The following is a 19,364-nucleotide window of genomic DNA, read 5'->3' on the forward strand; positions in this document are numbered from 1 at the left end:
GTAACGTACGTTTGTACGTTAGGTAAATTCTATATTATTTCACGGGCTACCGTTTCAATACTTGTTTGCTAAAGTATCATTTGCTTCAAAACCATACCGAAATGAATTAGTTCAAAACCGTGCAGTAAGGAACAAAATAGGTGGATACCGCTGCATCCACCTATAAAAAACGACCAATTATGTTTCAATAAATCTGTTTCATACGTCCAACGTTGGACATAGACAAAGATACTTTTTAAAAGCTAATCTTATGTCAAACAAATAAAAAAAGGCGGGCAACTCAATACCCGCCTCTAAAATCCGCTAATTTGGTAAATTTTGTAATAAGTGACAGTCTCATTTACAAAAATACAGAAAATATCGAAGAAAACAAGTTGGTTCTTTCTCTTTCGTATCAGGACGAAAGAAAAAGAATATCCCCCAACTTGGAAAAAACAAATAAACTCCCTATCTTTGTCCCGCATTGGTTTGCGACTCCCTTACGGGGGAAGCAATTAAAAGGGAATCAGGTGTAAATCCTGAACAGTCCCGCTGCTGTAAGTTCCATGCATGTTACAAGCAATTCACTCATTGCCACTGGAGAATAATCTGGGAAGGCGTTTGTAACAGGAATAAGTCAGAAGACCTACCATGCAATTATGTTTCACTGCTTTCGAGGAAAAAGCGTTGAGTCTAATGAACCGGACAAGTCGTCTATCATTTCATTCATCACTCTAATTCAGAGAAAGTGTGTTAAAACGAATAAACTCTGCCAAGTTTATTTATGCGTGTCCGGTCGAAGGGATTTCGCCCGGACACTTTTAAATAGCAACAGACTGAAATAAGGAATAAATGAAAGAGAGAACATTTAAGAAAATGATCTTTGCAGTATTCTGCTGCCAATTCTTATCCATACCACTTTTTGCACAACAGCAAAAGGTAGATACGACACATACATATTCTATTCCTGAAATAACAGTATCAGATATCTATCAGACTCGCGAAGTACGTTCTACCGCTCCCCTGCAAGTATTCTCCAAAGACGCCCTGAAAAACCTGCACGCCCTGCAAGTATCCGACGCAGTGAAACACTTTGCCGGAGTGACCGTAAAAGACTACGGAGGTATTGGCGGACTAAAAACAGTATCCATACGAAGCCTGGGAGCACAACATACCGCTGTTGGCTATGACGGGATCACCCTAACCGATTGCCAAACGGGACAAATCGACATCGGGCGTTTCTCGCTTGATAATGTTGACCAACTCTCTTTAAGCAATGGTCAAAGTGACAACATTTTCCAGCCCGCCCGCTTCTTTGCAGCAGCAGGTATCTTGAATATCCAGACACTTACCCCACAGTTCACAAAAGACAAAAAGACCAACATAGCAGGAGCTTTCAAAACAGGTTCCTGGGGATTAGTCAATCCCTCCCTCCTGCTGGAACAACAATTCAATAAAACATGGCGCATGTCAGTCAATGGCGAATGGATGTCTTCTGACGGACATTATCCATATACACTGCGCTATGGAAGTGCAGAAGGAGATCTGTCCTCACGTGAGAAACGGAAGAATACAGACGTACAAACATTCCGTGCTGAAGCCGGACTTTACGGTAACTTCTCCGATAAAGAACAATGGCGGTTGAAAGCCTATTACTTCCAATCCTCCCGGGGACTACCCAAAGCTACCACTTTCTACAACGACCATTCTACCCAACACCTGTGGGATAAAAACACTTTCATACAAAGTCAATACAAGAAAGAATTCAGCCAACAATGGGTATTCCAAACCTCTGCCAAGTGGAATTGGAGCTATCAACGTTACCTAGACCCCGATACAAAGAACTCATTAAAGAAAACAGAAAACAGCTACTACCAGCAAGAATATTACCTTTCCGCTTCTGTACTATACAGACTGTTGAACAACCTCTCATTCTCTCTTTCCACCGACGGAAGCATCAACACCATGAACGCCGATCTAAACAACTTTGTACAACCCACGCGCTATTCATGGCTAACGGCATTCGCCGGCAAATACGTGAATGACTGGTTAACAATCTCCGCATCCGCATTAGCAACCATTATCAATGAAGATGTAAAGAAAGGCGGCAGTGCCGGCAATCACCGTAAATTAACCCCTTATGTAAGTGCCGCATTCAAACCTTTTCATAATGAAGAATTCCGTGTACGCTTCTTCTATAAAGACATTTTCCGCCTGGCAAGTTTCAACGACTTATATTACGAAGAAGTAGGAAACACACAACTAAAGCCGGAAAAAGCCAAACAATACAATATCGGACTGACATACAGCAAGAATGTATGTCCGTTCCTACCCTATTTGTCAGCAACCGTCGACGCTTATTATAATAAGGTAACAGATAAAATCATCGCTTACCCTACCAAGAACCTTGCAGTATGGAGCATGAAAAACCTGGGACAGGTTGACATCAAAGGCATTGATATTACAGGAAGCCTCTCTCTCCAACCTTGGGAAAAAATCCGCATCAACCTCTCGGGTAACTATACATACCAACGAGCATTAGACGTTACCCCCCCCGATCCAAACACGTATGAATCAACATACAAACACCAGATAGCCTACACTCCCCGCGTCTCCGCTTCGGGGCAGGCAGGTATCGAAACACCATGGATCAATCTGTCCTACTCATTCCTATTTTCAGGAAAGCGCTATGCGTTGGGACAAAACATTGCCGAAAACAGATTAGATAGTTATAGCGACCACAGTATTTCTGCAAGCCGTGATTTCCTGATAAGAAAAGTCACCACCTCTTTCAGCTTGGAAGTACTGAACCTGATGGACAAGAATTACGAGATTGTGAAATACTTCCCAATGCCCGGACGATCTGTAAGAGCAACAATAAAAATAAGATATTAAATATTATAAAATAAGATATTGACGTGAAAAGGAAATTAATATATATATTCTGGTGCTGGCTGTCATCGATCTTGTTATTCATGGCATGTGATGACATGGAAGACAAACCTTTCACATCAGGCATTATGGGTGATCCGACAGAAACAGGTACCGCTGAATTATATGTATTATGTGAAGGACTGTTCAATCAGAATAACAGCTCATTAGCACGTTTCTCTTTCGGTAATCAACAAATGGTTCGTGATTACTTCAAAGCAGTCAACCACCGGGGATTAGGAGATACAGCCAACGATATGGCTATTTATGGAAGCAAGGTGTATGTCGTAGTCAACATCTCCAGTACAGTAGAAGTGATAGATTTTCGTACAGGAACCTCAGTGAAACAAATTCAGATGCAGGCAGAAAATGGGAGTTCCCGCCAACCACGCTATATCACTTTTCATAAAGAAAAAGCATACGTATGTTCCTATGACGGAACCGTTGCGCGTATAGACACAACTTCCCTCTCCATAGATGCTATCACAACAGTGGGACGTAACCCTGACGGCATTTGTGTACAAAACGAAAAGCTATATATTTCCAATTCCGGCGGATTGGATTATTCATCAGGGCTGGGTGTAGATAATACAGTATCCGTTGTCGATATTGCCACATTCAAAGAGAGTAGCAAAATTATAGTAGGCCCGAATCCCGGTAAAATAATAGCAGGTCCGGATGAAACCGTCTATGTAGCCACCCGTGGCGGAGATATAGAAGCCGGAGATTATAATTTCGTCAAGATAGACTGCCGGACAAACAAAGTCACTCAATGTAACGAGAAAGTGCAAAACTTCGCCATCGACGGAGACATAGCCTACCTATATAATTACAACTACACCACACAGACTTCTTCTATCAAGATGTTCAATCTGAAAACAGAAGAAACAATCCGTGAGAATTTCATAACCGATGGAACTGTGATAAAGACACCTTACGGTATCAATATCAACCCTTACAGCAACAATGTATATATCACCGAAGCACGCGATTACACCACTTACGGCGACTTACTTTGTTTCAACCAACAAGGACAACTCATGTTTCGCCTAAACAACATCGGACTTAACCCGAATACCATCGTATTCAGTGACAAAGCCTCACAAAGCAATATTGACGACAATGACGATGACACGGAAAACCCTCTAGCTTTCGCCAATAAAGTATGGGAATACCGCCCTGCTCCCGGACAATTTATCAATACTACCACATCAGCATACAAGGATGGATTTACCTACGATGAAATATTGGAAGAAGCAACCCGCAGAATCCAGCAAAAATCGCTTATTACATTAGGAGGATTCGGTGGCTACATTGTTTTAGGATTCCCACAGCCCATTCCGAATGTAACGGGAGAATATGACTTCAAAGTAAGAGGTAATGCTTACTACAATTCCAAAACCGGAACAGGAAAACTGGGAGGAAGTGCCGAACCGGGAATTGTATTCGTATCCAAAGATGCAAACGGTAATGGAAAACCTGATGACGAATGGTATGAACTGAAAGGCAGCGAATACGGGAAAGATACAGAAACCCGAGAATATGAAATAACCTATTACCGTCCGAACCTAGCCAACCAAAATGTTTTCTGGAAGGATAATAAAAAAAACGAAGGATATATTCTCCGCAACAGTTACCATAATCAGGAATCCTATTATCCACTTTGGATAGAAGATGATGAAATCACATTTCAGGGAACACGCCTAAAAGATAATGCTGTCTTAGAAAATGGATTATGGGTAGGATATTGTTATCCATGGGGATATGCAGACAACCATCCCAACACCAAGGAAGGCAGTAATTTCAAGATAGATTGGGCTGTGGACAGTAACGGCACACCAGCCGACTTGGATCAAATAGATTTCGTTAAGATTATGACTGCAGTTAACCAAGACGCAGGACAAATGGGTGAAATATCAACCGAAGTCACAACCGTTGAAAACTTACATTTCAAAAAATAATCAACAATTTATTAATAACTAAAATTAGAAAAGAACATGAAAAAATTATCCTTATTATTACTATTATCAGTATTTATATTTTGTGGCTGTAGCGATGATGACGATACAAAAACATACATACTTAGCTTGCCTAATTACGAAACTCATACACTCGACATGGGCGATCAAGAAAATCCGGATGATTCATGGTCAGTAAGTAGTGAGTGGGGAACAACTAACTATAAATACAATCTGTTAACTGACGCAAGTGGAATCTTTGAATTTGACTGTGTATCTTCAACATACGGTTTCTATTCAGATAGCTTTGCATTTACGAATTGTACAGTAGAAGATTGTCCAGACTTCGCAAGCTATGATTATCGCGCTATCACCCAAAAAGGGGTAATCAATAATACATACGTTATCGTTGGAGCTGCCGGATATAAAATCGGAAAGAATTCTGATAAAGAAGCCGCAATACGATTCAGAGATCACGACAACCCTAATGAACTGGAAGACTATAGAGTAAAAGGACTATATGTAACAAACAGTGTCTATGCTTATAGCAGTATGAAAGAAGGAACTGGATATTATGGTGAAGAAGAAATATTCGGAAGCAACGACTCATTCAAACTTACTATCTACAATTATGATAAAACAATGCACGTAGATTGTTATTTGGCAGAAGGAACCAATCTCCTCGATCAATGGAAATGGGTAGATCTAACTTCATTGGGAGAAACGAAAGGACTAAAATTCTCATTAACATCTACCAAAAAGAATGAATACGGTCCATTGACACCGACCTACTTCTGTCTTGACGGTATCACTATCGAAGACTAAATAACCACTGCTCGATTGACCTCAACCTATTATATATTTATTTTTAATCAGCCTATTGATTACCAATAATCAAACTTATAATCATACTCAATCGAATGCATAATTTTAAAGAGCCGGATATCCTTTTAAGGGATCCGGCTCTCTTTATATCTTCTTACCACAAATTGATATATCACTAGCCTACGGAGAAATAATTCCATCAGCCACAACTTACAAAAAGTCATCATATATTTGTTAATCACGCAGATTTTAGCTACATTCGTCGACCTAAACTATAAATCTACAACAATGAAATTACCTTTTGCTGAATCATGGAAAATCAAGATGGTAGAACCCATCCGGAAAAGCACACGTGAAGAGCGTGAGCAATGGATTAAAGAAGCACATTATAATGTCTTTCAACTCAAATCAGAACAAGTTTATATCGATCTCATCACCGACTCCGGTACCGGAGCGATGAGCGACCGTCAATGGGCGGGAATGATGCTAGGTGATGAAAGCTATGCCGGAGCGACCTCATTCTTCAAGTTGAAAGAGATGATTACGAAACTAACAGGATTTGAATACATCATACCAACCCATCAGGGACGTGCCGCTGAAAATGTTCTTTTCTCTTATTTGGTACATGAAGGAGATATTGTGCCCGGCAACTCACATTTTGACACCACCAAAGGCCACATCGAGGGACGTCATGCCATCGCATTAGACTGCACCATCGATGCAGCCAAACAAACCCAACTAGAAATACCGTTTAAAGGAAATATAGACCCTGATAAATTACAGAAAGCCCTCACAGAATACGCTGAACGGATTCCTTTTATCATCGTCACCATCACCAACAATACAGCCGGAGGACAACCCGTCTCTATGCAAAACCTGTACGAAGTACGTGCCATCGCCGACAAATATGGCAAACCCGTACTTTTCGACTCTGCACGTTTTGCCGAGAATGCCTACTTCATCAAAATGCGCGAAGAAGGTTACCGAGACAAAACTATCAAAGAAATCACACGGGAAATGTTCTCTCTTGCCGATGGCATGACAATGAGCGCCAAGAAAGACGGAATCGTCAATATGGGCGGATTTATTGCCACGCGGCGTGCAGACTGGTATGAAGGTGCAAAAGGCTTCTGTGTACAATACGAAGGCTATCTTACCTACGGAGGCATGAATGGACGGGATATGAACGCCCTCGCCATCGGACTGGACGAAAACACCGAATTCGACAACCTCGAAACACGTATCAAACAAGTGGAATACCTGGCAAAGAAACTGGATGAATACGGAATCCCTTACCAACGTCCGGCCGGAGGACACGCCATCTTCATTGATGCGCCTAAAGTGCTGACACATGTTCCTCAAGAAGAATTCCCGGCGCAGACGCTAACCGTAGAGCTCTACCTGGAAGCCGGTATCCGTGGATGCGAAATCGGTTATATCCTTGCCGACCGTGATCCGGTGACCCATGAAAATCGCTTTAACGGCCTTGACCTACTTCGCCTCGCAATCCCCCGCAGAGTATATACCGACAATCACATGAATGTAATAGCTGCCGCCCTCAAAAATGTATATGAACGCAGAGAAAGCATCACTCATGGAGTACGTATCGCCTGGGAAGCTCCCTTAATGAGACACTTCACAGTTCAATTGGAAAGATTATAAACTTGGAGAATATTTGTTCGCGTAAAACAAAAGTGTTCCCCAAGTGTTTATATTATAATCGAACTTAATACGTAAAAATTATGGCAGAAGATTATAAATTAATAGACAACGAAGAAAAACATCGGTATGAGTTTCAGATCGATGGCAAAATAGCTGAAATAGACTATATCAAATCAAGCAATGGAGAAATATACCTTGTACATACCGAAGTACCCGCCTCATTAGGCGGCAAGGGAGTAGGCTCACAACTTGCGGAAAAAGCATTGGCAGACATCGAGCGACAAGGTCTACGCCTGGTACCGCTTTGCCCGTTTGTAGCCGGATATATTCACAAACATCCGGAATGGAAGCGAATTGTAATGCGTGGTATTCATATTAAATAAATACATATATGGGAAAAAAAATGAATATACCAATGGTGAACTGACCATTGTGTGGCAGCCTGAATTATGTCAGCACGCCGGAATATGTGTAAAGATGCTACCCAATGTTTATCATCCCAAAGAAAGACCCTGGGTGCAGATTGAAAATGCGACAACAGAAGAATTAATTGCACAAATCGGCAAATGTCCGTCAGGAGCATTGAGCTATCGACTTAATAAAAAAGAGAAATAACCCAATAGTGAAAGACTTCGCTTGAAAGGCTTTGAATTCATAAAAATGAGATTGCTTCAAAATAAAAAAATGAGGCAGTCTCATTTTTCGTTTTAGAAAGACACTACATTCGGACAATGATAACACACCGAGAAAAGAGCCTCACACATTTCCTCGTCCGTTCAATTCAATGTCCACGTCAATACAAAGTCCGGACAAATACGATAACCGACAGAATAAAGTTCTTGCTGCGCCGTAACTAACTCCTGAACCTGAAACGTCCCCTCCTCTTGAGGAATAAAATGCGTCAGCCGGAGTTTACGAAGATCAGCATCCGCATTTTCCATCCGCTTGAAAACAGCTTCCTTTGCCGACCAATGCAATAACAGCCCCCAAGTTATATCTCCCTGATAAGATTCTACTTGCTCGTCAGGACGGACATAGCGGTCGCATACCTTGTGAACCCGTTGGGCATATTGTTCAATGTCAATGCCTACCGGAACCGAAGAAGCAAGCATCACCGCCACATAACCTTTCGTATGAGAAATACTGATAAAAAAAGAATGATCTGTGAGATAAGGTTTCCCCTCGGGAGAGTAACCGATTTCCTTATCCTCCTGCAACATGGAATACAACAGAACACGAACCGACAACCATTCCATCTTACGACGTTCGGAGACAAAGCGATTCAATTCCTGCTCACAGAAAGCTCTTCGCGCACCGGGCAAAAGAAGCAATAAAGCATCCAAAGACTCTTCCATCTTCCAGACAGCCCACTGTATGCCATTCGTCTTATACTGCAGAAACGACGCCATCTTCCATTTCTTTCGGCAGAATTGTAAACTTAACTTTCAATATACGGCGACTATCCATTTCGAGCACTTCAAACTCATAATTGTGATACGTCACTTTCTCATGCAGCGCCGGGAATTCACCTTTAATTTCGAGCAACATACCTGCCAATGTATCTGCATCACCCACCACCTTTTCAAATTCGTCTTCGTCTACTTTTGCAATCTTATAGAAATCCGTCAATTGCGTTTTCGCTTCAAATATCCAGGTATGGTCATTCAAAACAACGTATGTACGCTCTTCATCATCGTATTCGTCGTGAATCTCACCTACAATCTCTTCGATAATATCCTCCATCGTTACCAGCCCGGAAGTTCCTCCAAACTCATCCACAACGATAGCAATATGAATCTTATTCGCCTGGAAGTCACGCAGCAAATCATCAATCATCTTCGTCTCCGGCACAAAATAAGCCGGGCGAATCAATGACTGCCAACGGAAATTATCCCCCTTATTGACATGAGGCAGAAGGTCTTTAATATACAGCACCCCTTTAATATTGTCCCGTGAACCGGAATAGATAGGAATACGTGAATAAGCATTTTCAATGATACATTGCATCACCTCCTTGAAAGATGTACGGATATCCAGATCGACCATATCCAGACGTGATGTCATCACCTCCTTCACGGTTTCCCCACCGAAACGGATAATTCCCTCCAGAATATTGTTCTCTTCAGAAAGCTCTGCTTTATCCGTCAGTTCCAACGCGTGCGACAGTTCATCCACAGAAATATTGTGGCTCTTCTTCACAAAATGCTTATTCAGAAAAGTTGTCGAACGCACAAGCACAGTAGCTATCGGACGGAATACCTTTTCCAGAAAGTAAATTCCCGGTGCCGAAAAACGGCAAAAGGCCAATGTTTTCTGTGCCGAATAAATCTTAGGCATAATTTCACCGAACAACAACAGGAGGAAGGTCAGGATGACGGTCAGTATCAGGAACTCTGCCAACGGAGAATGGAAAACAAACACATTCATAAAGAAGAAATTGCAGAGCATGATAATGGTCACATTCACAAAATTGTTCGTAATCAATATCGTTGCCAAGAGACGTTCGGTGTCCCCAAGAAGAGCACTTATTTTATCGTCGGAAGGATGATTGCGCTCATCAATATCATTCCGATCAGAAGGAGATAGCGAGAAAAAAGCTATTTCGGAAGCCGAAGCAAAACCGGAAGCAAGCAGGAGCACACCTGCCAGCGCTATGGCAATAATAGCAGAGATAGAAGGAGTGTTTACGGTAATACCGTTGAAAATGTCAGCCAATTGGCTTAAATAACCATCTGAGTCCAAAGAGTTTATATTTTAGTTAAACAAAAGATAATGTGCCAATGAGTTAGAAAAAATCGATTGGCACACTATCACATTATTTAGAACGGCAAATCATCTGCCGGATTATCTTGTACAGGTTGCGCCTGCGACTGCTGCGTTTGTTGCGGCTGGCCGGCAACCGGTTGTTGCTGCTGTCCCATAGCAGGCTGTCCGGAAGCAGAAGCTCCCGCACCCGGGTTGGCTCCTTTCGGAGACAACATTTCCATATTATCCACATAAATTTCGGTGATATAGCGCATAGCACCCGACTGGTCACTGTAAGAACGCGTTCTTATCTTCCCTTCCAGATACAGCTTGTCACCTTTGTGCACATATTTATCTACAATCTCCGCCAAACGGTTAGATGCAACGATATTATGCCACTCTGTTCTTTCGGGAATCTGGGTTCCATTAGCCAACGTATATCCACGATCCGTCGTAGCCAATGGGAAAGTTGCTACTGCCGAACCTGTATCGAAGTATTTCACCCGAGGATCTTGTCCTACATTTCCTACCAATATCACTCTATTTACTGACATATCTGTATCAAGTTTATGATTCTTAAAATTAAATCTGCTGCCAAAATTAAACAGAATAACAATAGGATGCAAGAATTTTAAGTATTAAAACTTAATACTTGCCATTTAGTGCTTGCAGCAGAGTTTGCACCAGCCTTGAAATAGCGTACTGCTCCAGTTCCTCCACTTTTATTTTCTGGAAATCACCGAAAGAAGTCAAATTTTCAGATAATGTTACTTCATACAGATTAGCATAAATCACCCGGTGAGACAACACATGCTTCACTTCCCTGCAAACAGAACGCACCACCGGCACTTCCCCCGATGCAAAGAATGTACGGAATTCCGGCAAAGCAAGAAACTCTTCCTCCGAAAGAGCCGTCGGAGTCTCTATCAATGGCAATTCGAACAGATTCTTCCAAATATCATTTCCTGTTCGTTTATTTATAAAGGTATACGCGCCCGCACGTACATAAATATAATTGAAGTAACGGTTGGTAGTCTTTGTTTTATGCTGTTTCACCGGAAGCTTTGTCACTAACCCCTTCGAAAGTGCCGAGCAACCGCCTGCCAAGGGACAAAACAAACAGTTGGGCGACTGCGGAGTACACTGAATCGCTCCGAAATCCATTATCCCCTGATTGTAAACAGCCGGATGCTTCTTATCCAACATCTCATCTGCCAATGCTGCAAAAAGTTTCTTTCCTTCCGTCGAATCAATCGGAGTATCTATACCGAAATAACGTGAAAGCACCCGATACACATTACCATCCACCACCGCATAAGGCATACCGTAAGCAAACGAACAGATAGCTGCCGCCGTGTACCCCCCCACTCCTTTCAGAGCCAGCACTTCCGGATATGTTTTCGGGAAAACACCATTCATGCTTTTAGCGGCAGCATGAAGATTGCGGGCACGCGAATAATACCCCAACCCCTGCCAATACTTCATCACCTCGTCCTCATCCGCAGCAGCCAAAGTCTGTACATCGGGAAAACGCTTGATAAAGCGAAGAAAATAATCATACCCCTGCGCCACCCGCGTCTGTTGAAGAATAATCTCCGAAATCCAGATCAGATACGGATCGGCAGACTCCCTCCAGGGCAGTTCACGTTTATTCTCTTCATACCACTCTACAATCGTTTTCGTAAACTCGTTCATATCCTCATTCCTAATGTATTATCTAACATTTATCTTGTATATCCTACTCAAAAGGCACACAAAAGTAACTCTTTTAGCTCTAAGAAAACCCTATGCCACTATTTTTTTAGAAAAATGTGCAGAATATATTTTTTTAGGAGCTTAAAAAGCTATATATTTGCAGTCCAAAAAATTAGCAATAACATAGTAATAATATTTTTTTTAAGGAAAAATGACTAAAGCAGATATTGTAAACGAGATTACAAAGAAAACTGGGATTGATAAGCAGACAGTTCTTACAACAGTTGAGGCATTTATGGATGCAGTAAAGGATTCACTGTCTAACGATGAGAACGTATACCTGCGTGGGTTTGGTAGTTTCGTAGTAAAGAAAAGAGCACAGAAAACTGCTCGTAACATTTCTAAAAACACTACGATCATTATTCCGGAGCACAACATTCCGGCTTTCAAACCGGCTAAGACATTTACAATTTCAGTAAAGAAATAATAAACAAGAGTATTAACCCATAAAATGTGAAGCTATGCCAAGCGGAAAAAAGAAAAAAAGACATAAAATGTCTACGCACAAGCGTAAAAAAAGACTAAGAAAGAACAGACATAAAAGCAAAAAATAATTTTTAAGTCTGGATCACACAGAAATAAAGAACAAACTTGCGAAGCTAATGTCTTTCAAGTTTGTTCTTTGTTTAAGTAGCTAACCCAAAATGAACAATTTGTCAAAAAAGTTGTTCATATAAACGAGATTCAATCAATAATAAGGAAACAAAACAGTGACAAATGAACTAGTAGTTGACGTACAGCCCAAAGAGGTCTCCATCGCCCTTCTCGAAGATAAGAGCCTGGTGGAACTTCAAAGCGAAGGAAGAAATATTTCTTTCTCTGTGGGCAATATGTATTTGGGACGTATCAAGAAATTGATGCCCGGACTAAATGCATGCTTTGTAGACGTCGGTTACGAGAAAGACGCTTTCCTTCATTATTTAGACTTGGGTCCTCAATTTAACTCACTCGAAAAGTTTGTAAAGCAGACTTTAAGCGACAAAAAGAAGCTGACCTCCATCAGCAAAGCAACCCTGCTTCCCGACCTTGACAAGGATGGAACTGTATCCAACACCCTCAAAGTAGGACAAGAAGTAGTGGTGCAAATCGTTAAGGAACCGATCTCCACTAAGGGACCGCGACTGACGTCCGAAATTTCGTTTGCCGGACGCTATCTCGTACTGATCCCTTTCAATGATAAGGTTTCTGTTTCACAAAAAATTAAATCGAGCGAAGAGCGCGCCCGCCTTAAACAACTGCTGATGAGCATCAAGCCTAAAAACTTTGGTGTCATTGTCCGCACGGTAGCCGAAGGCAAACGCGTAGCCGAACTCGACGGAGAGCTTAAAGTTTTGGTTAAGCATTGGGAAGATGCGATGGTAAAAGTACAAAAAGCCACCAAGTACCCGACGTTGATTTATGAAGAAACCAGCCGCGCCGTAGGTTTGTTGCGCGACCTCTTCAACCCATCATTTGAGAATATTCACGTCAACGACGAGGCTGTGTACAATGAAATTAGGGATTACGTATCACTGATTGCGCCCGACCGGGCTAATATCGTGAAACTGTACAAAGGCCAACTTCCCATTTACGACAATTTCGGTATCACCAAGCAGATTAAATCATCGTTTGGTAAAACAGTCTCTTACAAGAGTGGTGCCTATCTGATTATTGAGCACACTGAGGCGCTTCACGTAGTAGACGTGAACAGCGGTAATCGCACCAAGAATGCCAACGGGCAGGAAGGTAACGCACTCGAAGTAAATCTGGGAGCCGCCGACGAGCTGGCCCGCCAACTGCGATTAAGAGACATGGGTGGTATCATTGTCGTGGACTTCATCGATATGAATGAAGCCGAAAACCGTCAGAAGCTTTATGAACGAATGTGTGCCAATATGCAGAAAGACAGGGCACGGCATAATATTCTGCCGCTTAGCAAATTCGGGCTAATGCAGATTACACGCCAACGTGTGCGTCCGGCAATGGACGTCAACACGACCGAAACCTGCCCTACTTGCTTCGGCAAAGGCACTATCAAGTCGTCCATTCTTTTTACGGACACTTTGGAGAGTAAAATTGATTACCTGGTCAATAAACTGAAGGTTAAGAAATTCTCGTTACACGTCCATCCGTATGTTGCCGCTTATATCAATCAGGGACTCGTTTCTCTGAAACGGAAGTGGCAAATGAAATACGGATTCGGTATCAAGATTATTCCAAGTCAAAAACTCGCATTTCTGCAATATGTGTTCTATGATACACATGGAGAAGAAATCGATATGAAGGAAGAAATCGAAATCAAATAGACAGAAAAGGCGGCCCGGTCAAAACGAGTCGCCTTTTTGTTTTATCTATTTTCTTCAACTATCCATTTTTCAATATTACGGGTTTCCGCACTGAAGTTCACTCCTATTTTAAAGAGTTTCCGTTCATCCATCTCGAAAGGAAGAGCATAATGCTTGTCATTTATCTGCTGCAAGGCTTCTTCGGCCATACCATTCAGTTTAAATTCCATGATATAAATGAATTTGTCTGTCTGCAAGACAAGATCGATGCGCCCTTCGCTTGTATGATATTCCACTTTGGCATAGAAGCCGACCAGTTTAAAGACAATGAAAAGCACATTCTCGTAATGCAATTCCTGATCGCGAATCACTTCGTAGGTGGTATCTGCAAAGAAACTTTGCAGACGACGGAAGAAAGAATTATAATCCCCGGAACGTACTTCACGAACAAATTTCTGAATTTCAAACGGAGATTCTACCTTATTTACATTCGCATAATAAGGAAGCAGGAAACGGACAAATCCTTCTTCTACTTCACGATTCGGGAAACCTAACCGATACATTCCAAATTCTTCATCATACCCTTTAATAGTGAGATAACCACTCTGATAAATCACCGGAATGGGATTAGTAGATTCAGAGTCTATGCTATTCAATACTTGGGCGTCGGTTTCTTCATGCGTCATCCGCTCCAAGTCATAATGATGTTTTTGCAGCAATTTCACCAGATAGGTCGGTGTGCCCGTTTCAAACCAATAGCTGCCAAATTCTCTATACTTAAAAGCATTGAGCAAACTAAACGGATTGTACATGCCGATTGAATTGTGTGTAAAGTGATAGCCGTCATAACATTCTTTCAATTCTGCACAGAGTTTATCATACGTCACACCGCGTACGTCCGCAAATTCATGAAGCTCGGCATCCAAAGTATCATGAAGTTCCTGATCGCTAACCCCACAGATTTCAACATAATCTTTTCGCATGGATATATCGTCCAAGTTGTTCAAGTCACTAAACACACTGACTTTGCCAAACTTTGTCACACCGGTAAGGAATGCAAACTTGATGCAACCGTCCATTGTTTTAAGCGCTCCATAAAAAGGCTTTAATGTATTCCGAAATTGCTTTTGCAATTCTTCATTACCGATGGCTTGCAACATGGGTTTGTCATATTCATCGACAAGAATAACCACACGTTGCCCCGCCAACTTACAGGCGCGCTCTATGATACCGGCAAAACGCAAAGAAAACGAACGTTCGGACGGCTCGGCACCATATAGTTTTTCCCATGCTGTCAGCGATTTATCAAGTATATTATCCAGACTTTCGGATGTATCATATTTCTCGATATTAAGGTCCAGATGCAGTATAGGATATTTTATCCAGTCCTTTTCCAGTTTTTCCACAGCCAGCCCTTCAAACAGTTCTTTCTTTCCTTGAAAATAGGCCTCTAAGGTGGAGACGAGCAGACTCTTTCCGAAACGGCGCGGACGACTCAAGAAGTAATAACTTCCAGTCTTTACCATTTGATACATCAGTGCTGTCTTATCAATATAGAAATAACCGTCATTACGAATTTTTTCGAAATTCTGAATGCCGATCGGATAAATTTTATGGCTCATATTCTCTTCTTTTATTAATCAATGCCTTTCTTGCAAAGATATATATTTTTAATAGAACTCTTTGTCATAGCAGGTTAAAAGATTCTTTTCAATCATTCATTCTGCACATTTCCCCGGAAACTTAGGGACGATAAAATAAGGGGATGATGACTGCACAAAATTACGAAAAGCCCGGACTTTCGCAAGCTCGGGCTTTCTGTATCTTGGGGACGCCTCCTTTACCTATAGGGAAATGGGCGACTAGCAATTGATTCTAGTACAACAAAAAAAGACGTTCCAAGAGTAAAGATAAAAGGGATACCAGTGGGAAATGTGGGGAGGCATCCCTTTCTTTTGATAGGAACAAAGATGGAAGGATGGACTTTCACAAGCTGTGTCCTTCGCTTTGTTCCGGGGTAAAAAATATCTTTTCACACATAGGTGAAGAAGGGTTTATTTTCAATCTCTATTATTGAGCACCTTTCTTAAAGGTCACTGTAAACTCTGTTCCATTACCGGCTACATCTCCCCATTTAGAAGTTGCTTTCAGAACAACCACTGCCGAGATGTCACTACCAATAATTTCCTGTGCGGCAGTAGTAGTATTCAGTTTCACTTTACCGTTATTCTTCAATTCATCAGCATCAAAATACTTCTTGAAGTCATCCGCAGATTTCGGTTCGAAACTGATAGACAGGCCGTATAACGCAAGGGCATCTTTAGCAGTAGAAACATCAAATTGACCACTAGCATTAGTCGGCCACATTTCTTTACCTCTCGAGTCTTTCCAAGTGAAATTGTAACCATCCTTTTCACTTTCAGTCTGTGGATTGAAAGCTTTTGACAATTCTATTTCATCAGCCTTAGTTGAAGTTTCTTTAAGACGAATCTTCGGAAGAGTTAATGTACCATTCAATTCATCAACAGGCATAAGCATATTTACTACATTCTTGTTATCAGCAGGAGCAATTGATTTACCATTAGATGTCACACCAAATGTCACTGAAATCGGATTTGCTTTACCTTCTTTCTTATAAGAATAGTTAACAGTACCAGCAGTAATAGTATAAACGTAGGAACCACCATCTACACTTCCTACACCTGCCGGAGAAATTGCAGGTGCAATAACAATCTCACCGGCAGTTTTTCTCTTGTTAAGATCCGTAAAGACTGAAGCCTCATAAGCCTGTGTCAAGTTTCTTGTTAATTTCACAGATGACACGTTATCACCACCTTCACGTGACATAATCATCATTTCCTGACCCGGAGTAGAGTTCAATAAGTTCCAATCCCAAACGAGTTCACTAGCTGCAGTTGCGCTGACCTTAATATCGGCACTAACTGTTACAGTCTTGTTATCCTTTGTCAGGATTACAGATACTTTATCGATGCCATTTTCACTAGTTGTCACATAATTTGCAGGCACTTTGATTTTAACGGCATTACTTTCCAGTATCATGCAAGGTGTTACAGCGTTATCAGCAGGATCAGACACACTGGTAGCACTATTCAAATCTGCAACAGGTGATCCTGTTGTACCAAGTGCTGCTAAAATAGCACTTAATCCAGCCAGATTATCGGCACCGGTACCATCAGCTGTAAGCGTGTATACCTTTGCAGCGCTGTTCCATTTCAGTTTATCGAATGTGAGAGCTACAGGAGCACCCTTACTTGTTAGAGTAACTTGAGCATAGGTAGTACCAGTTAAGTCTGTTGTTCCGCCATCACGAGTAACTGTAATAGTAGGAGTAACCTGACATACATTACCAACCGCTGCATCTGCTTTAGCTTTTAAAACACCTTCTGTTAAAGTGAAATTACCTTCATTCATTCCAGATTTAGCATAGGTAACTTTAAACTTAGACAAGTCAATACCCAGTTCGTCTACTGTTTTCTCTACTTCATTGGTAGATGTTCCGTCAGCGTCTGGAGTTACAGTAAACACATAAGCACTTCCTGCCGCATAGTCGATCTTATCATCTGCGTTTTCTTTTATAAGGCTGTTCGGTTCAGTACCACCTGCCCATTTATAATCAATCTTATTGATATGAAGTGTCTGTTGAGTCATTGCAAAATAATCAGAAGAGATATCTGAATATTCTGTTTTATCATCCTTACCTATCACAGTCAGAGCTACGGCAAACCCTTTGCCTTCGATAGCGCCTGCTTTTTTCAAAGTCACCTCTATCAAATTAGGTTCATTAGCTACTGCTTTTACAGCACCTACCGTGAATACACCAGCGGCACGAGTCAACACTTGAGCATCTGTAGTAATTGTATATTTACTATCCGCTTTAGTCAGCTCTGCAACTGCTGAAGCCGGAGATACACGGAATCTTACTTTCTTTTCAAGGGTATTACCTACTTCGTGCCAAGTTTGGGCAGTATTAATTCCCGTAGTATATTGAGATGTTTCAGCGACTTTCAATGATGTAAATTCTACAATTCTGTCTGCTGATTCCGGCACATACACAATGCTCTGAATCATACCTTTGATAGCGTCGATTTCTTTCTGAAGAGCATCTTGCATCTTCTTCAATTCGCTATCTTTTGTTTGCAATTCAGTAGCAATAATATCCTGCACCTTTTTAGTCAGAGAATTATCACCAGTGGGTGCAAGCAATGCAGCCAAGTCGTTCTTTGTATCATTAATTTGCTTGATAATGGCAGCATAGTCTGCATATTTACCTTCTCCGATGCCTACGTAAGCATCGATAGCTTCCAGCAATTCGTCCAATTTACCGAAGTTAGCCGCTACAGCATCACGGTCTTTATATATATCATTATATATGGTAGTAATGATAGTCTCCAACGACTGTTCTGTACCGAACGGGAATTTGACATCCTTAACCGTTGCGGCGATCTGTGACTTGATAGCTTCCGATACATACGTAGCTAACTCGCTCGGCGTACCCCCTGTAGTGAAAGCATCCCTTATCTGTTGGTTTACCAACTTTACCAAACCCGTCTCTTCATAACCGGCTAGCGACCCGTTTGCTGCAAACTGTTTTTCCGCAGTAATCAAATGATCCAATGTTGATTTAGCAGTTTCGAGATCAGTAATCTTCTGTTTCAATTTAGCAATGTAATCATCACCTCCTAAAGCTTCTTTCAAAACTTTCAACTCATTTTGAGCAGTAGCCAATTTACCTGCCAAGTCTGCCGCATTTTCACCTACAGCAGTTTTCAACGACTCTTTCAAATCTGCAATCTGCTGCGTCAATGATGTTTCGGAAGACGGATCATTCACGAGTTTTTCCAGTTTCGCCAATTGGTCTTTCAATTCCTTGCTTGCTTTATCAACAGCCGCATTCATGTCTTCTGTGCTCACAGGACTGGTCGATGTGATTTTATCAACCTGCTCCTGCAAGCCTTTAATGTCATCATCGTAATCTTTACAACTCGTTACAGTTGTACTGACTGTAAGCGTCAATGCCCCGAAAAGCATTACCCTAACAAAATTTTTCTTCATAACTACTTAAAAATTACATTAATAATATATTATTAAACACTAAGTTTCAATAATAGACCGCCCGTTACTTCGTAGGTAACGGAGAAACCTTTGTTCCTGCTCTTTTGGAGTAGTCAATACGGAAAAATGAAACAATATGCGATTACATTTTTTACCCCTGCTTCTTAGAAGC

General features: G+C 41.5%; 14 protein-coding genes and 1 riboswitch. Of the genes, 8 read left to right on the forward strand and 6 right to left on the reverse strand.

Features of this window, described 5'->3' with window-relative positions; genetic code table 11:
• Window positions 1–447 precede the first annotated feature (447 nt).
• Window positions 448–648, forward strand: a riboswitch (cobalamin riboswitch).
• 183 nt (window positions 649–831) lie between these two features.
• The 6 genes from DXA54_RS14215 (at window position 832) to DXA54_RS14240 (ending at window position 7,970) form a co-directional block, all read left to right on the forward strand.
• Entirely contained in the window at window positions 832–2,874 is a 2,043-nt protein-coding gene (locus tag DXA54_RS14215; RefSeq protein ID WP_008648718.1) for a TonB-dependent receptor plug domain-containing protein, read from the forward strand.
• Between the two features lie 23 nt (window positions 2,875–2,897).
• Complete coding sequence (locus DXA54_RS14220) at window positions 2,898–4,871, forward strand: YncE family protein (RefSeq protein ID WP_032852546.1); 1,974 nt, start codon at window positions 2,898–2,900, stop codon at window positions 4,869–4,871.
• Window positions 4,872–4,907: 36 nt separating this feature from the next.
• Window positions 4,908–5,693: a DUF4465 domain-containing protein gene (locus tag DXA54_RS14225; RefSeq protein ID WP_008648720.1), complete on the forward strand. Its 786-nt coding sequence runs from the start codon at window positions 4,908–4,910 to the stop codon at window positions 5,691–5,693.
• A 288-nt stretch (window positions 5,694–5,981) separates the two neighbouring features.
• Complete coding sequence (locus DXA54_RS14230) at window positions 5,982–7,355, forward strand: tryptophanase (protein WP_008648721.1); 1,374 nt, start codon at window positions 5,982–5,984, stop codon at window positions 7,353–7,355.
• 80 nt (window positions 7,356–7,435) lie between these two features.
• Window positions 7,436–7,738, forward strand: a complete 303-nt coding sequence (locus tag DXA54_RS14235) for a GNAT family N-acetyltransferase (RefSeq protein ID WP_008648722.1) — start codon at window positions 7,436–7,438, stop codon at window positions 7,736–7,738.
• Window positions 7,719–7,970 carry a (4Fe-4S)-binding protein gene (locus tag DXA54_RS14240; RefSeq protein WP_243647656.1) on the forward strand — a complete coding sequence of 84 codons (252 nt, stop codon included), beginning with the start codon at window positions 7,719–7,721 and terminating at the stop codon, window positions 7,968–7,970. Before DXA54_RS14235 ends, DXA54_RS14240 begins: the two co-directional genes overlap by 20 nt.
• A gap of 161 nt (window positions 7,971–8,131) precedes the next feature.
• Here the strand turns inward: DXA54_RS14240 and DXA54_RS14245 are convergent, their stop codons facing one another.
• The 4 genes from DXA54_RS14245 to mutY all read right to left on the reverse strand — a co-directional run bounded on the left by DXA54_RS14245 (window position 8,132) and on the right by mutY (window position 11,795).
• Entirely contained in the window at window positions 8,132–8,764 is a 633-nt protein-coding gene (locus tag DXA54_RS14245) for a 4'-phosphopantetheinyl transferase family protein (protein ID WP_004311252.1), read from the reverse strand.
• Window positions 8,742–10,097: a gliding motility-associated protein GldE gene (locus DXA54_RS14250; RefSeq protein ID WP_004300642.1), complete on the reverse strand. Its 1,356-nt coding sequence runs from the start codon at window positions 10,095–10,097 to the stop codon at window positions 8,742–8,744. Before DXA54_RS14250 ends, DXA54_RS14245 begins: the two co-directional genes overlap by 23 nt.
• A 77-nt stretch (window positions 10,098–10,174) precedes the next feature.
• The gene (locus DXA54_RS14255) at window positions 10,175–10,654 is read right to left on the reverse strand and encodes a single-stranded DNA-binding protein (protein WP_004304191.1); all 480 of its coding nucleotides are present in this window, start codon (window positions 10,652–10,654) and stop codon (window positions 10,175–10,177) included.
• A 91-nt stretch (window positions 10,655–10,745) separates the two neighbouring features.
• Window positions 10,746–11,795, reverse strand: a complete 1,050-nt coding sequence (gene mutY / locus DXA54_RS14260) for an A/G-specific adenine glycosylase (RefSeq protein WP_008774655.1) — start codon at window positions 11,793–11,795, stop codon at window positions 10,746–10,748.
• A 211-nt stretch (window positions 11,796–12,006) separates the two neighbouring features.
• Between mutY and DXA54_RS14265 the strand changes: the two genes are divergently transcribed.
• The gene (locus DXA54_RS14265; protein ID WP_004300646.1) at window positions 12,007–12,282 is read left to right on the forward strand and encodes an HU family DNA-binding protein; all 276 of its coding nucleotides are present in this window, start codon (window positions 12,007–12,009) and stop codon (window positions 12,280–12,282) included.
• 283 nt (window positions 12,283–12,565) lie between these two features.
• Window positions 12,566–14,140 (forward strand): ribonuclease E/G, encoded by a 1,575-nt coding sequence (locus DXA54_RS14270; RefSeq protein ID WP_004304193.1) that lies wholly within the window; start codon window positions 12,566–12,568, stop codon window positions 14,138–14,140.
• 41 nt (window positions 14,141–14,181) lie between these two features.
• Here DXA54_RS14270 and DXA54_RS14275 read toward each other — a convergent pair whose 3' ends face one another.
• Together DXA54_RS14275 and DXA54_RS14280 are read right to left on the reverse strand one after the other, a co-directional pair.
• The gene (locus DXA54_RS14275) at window positions 14,182–15,741 is read right to left on the reverse strand and encodes an ATP-binding protein (RefSeq protein ID WP_008648727.1); all 1,560 of its coding nucleotides are present in this window, start codon (window positions 15,739–15,741) and stop codon (window positions 14,182–14,184) included.
• 448 nt (window positions 15,742–16,189) lie between these two features.
• A complete protein-coding gene (locus DXA54_RS14280; RefSeq protein ID WP_008648728.1) occupies window positions 16,190–19,192 on the reverse strand; it encodes a hypothetical protein in 3,003 nt (1,000 codons plus the stop codon).
• Window positions 19,193–19,364: the final 172 nt, after the last annotated feature.

Origin of the sequence: Bacteroides sp. OF03-11BH, from assembly GCF_003604005.1 — a bacterium.
Taxonomy (GTDB): domain Bacteria; phylum Bacteroidota; class Bacteroidia; order Bacteroidales; family Bacteroidaceae; genus Bacteroides; species Bacteroides ovatus.

What these genes read in the sequence shown, in the direction of transcription:
- DXA54_RS14215 (WP_008648718.1), top strand. Translation starts at nt 832, where the DNA reads ATGAAAGAGAGAACATTTAAGAAAATGATCTTTGCAGTATTCTGCTGC.
- DXA54_RS14225 (WP_008648720.1), top strand. Translation starts at nt 4,908, where the DNA reads ATGAAAAAATTATCCTTATTATTACTATTATCAGTATTTATATTTTGT.
- DXA54_RS14230 (WP_008648721.1), top strand. Translation starts at nt 5,982, where the DNA reads ATGAAATTACCTTTTGCTGAATCATGGAAAATCAAGATGGTAGAACCC.
- DXA54_RS14235 (WP_008648722.1), top strand. Translation starts at nt 7,436, where the DNA reads ATGGCAGAAGATTATAAATTAATAGACAACGAAGAAAAACATCGGTAT.
- DXA54_RS14245 (WP_004311252.1), bottom strand. Translation starts at nt 8,764, where the DNA reads ATGGCGTCGTTTCTGCAGTATAAGACGAATGGCATACAGTGGGCTGTC.
- DXA54_RS14255 (WP_004304191.1), bottom strand. Translation starts at nt 10,654, where the DNA reads ATGTCAGTAAATAGAGTGATATTGGTAGGAAATGTAGGACAAGATCCT.
- mutY (WP_008774655.1), bottom strand. Translation starts at nt 11,795, where the DNA reads ATGAACGAGTTTACGAAAACGATTGTAGAGTGGTATGAAGAGAATAAA.
- DXA54_RS14265 (WP_004300646.1), top strand. Translation starts at nt 12,007, where the DNA reads ATGACTAAAGCAGATATTGTAAACGAGATTACAAAGAAAACTGGGATT.
- DXA54_RS14275 (WP_008648727.1), bottom strand. Translation starts at nt 15,741, where the DNA reads ATGAGCCATAAAATTTATCCGATCGGCATTCAGAATTTCGAAAAAATT.
- DXA54_RS14280 (WP_008648728.1), bottom strand. Translation starts at nt 19,192, where the DNA reads ATGAAGAAAAATTTTGTTAGGGTAATGCTTTTCGGGGCATTGACGCTT.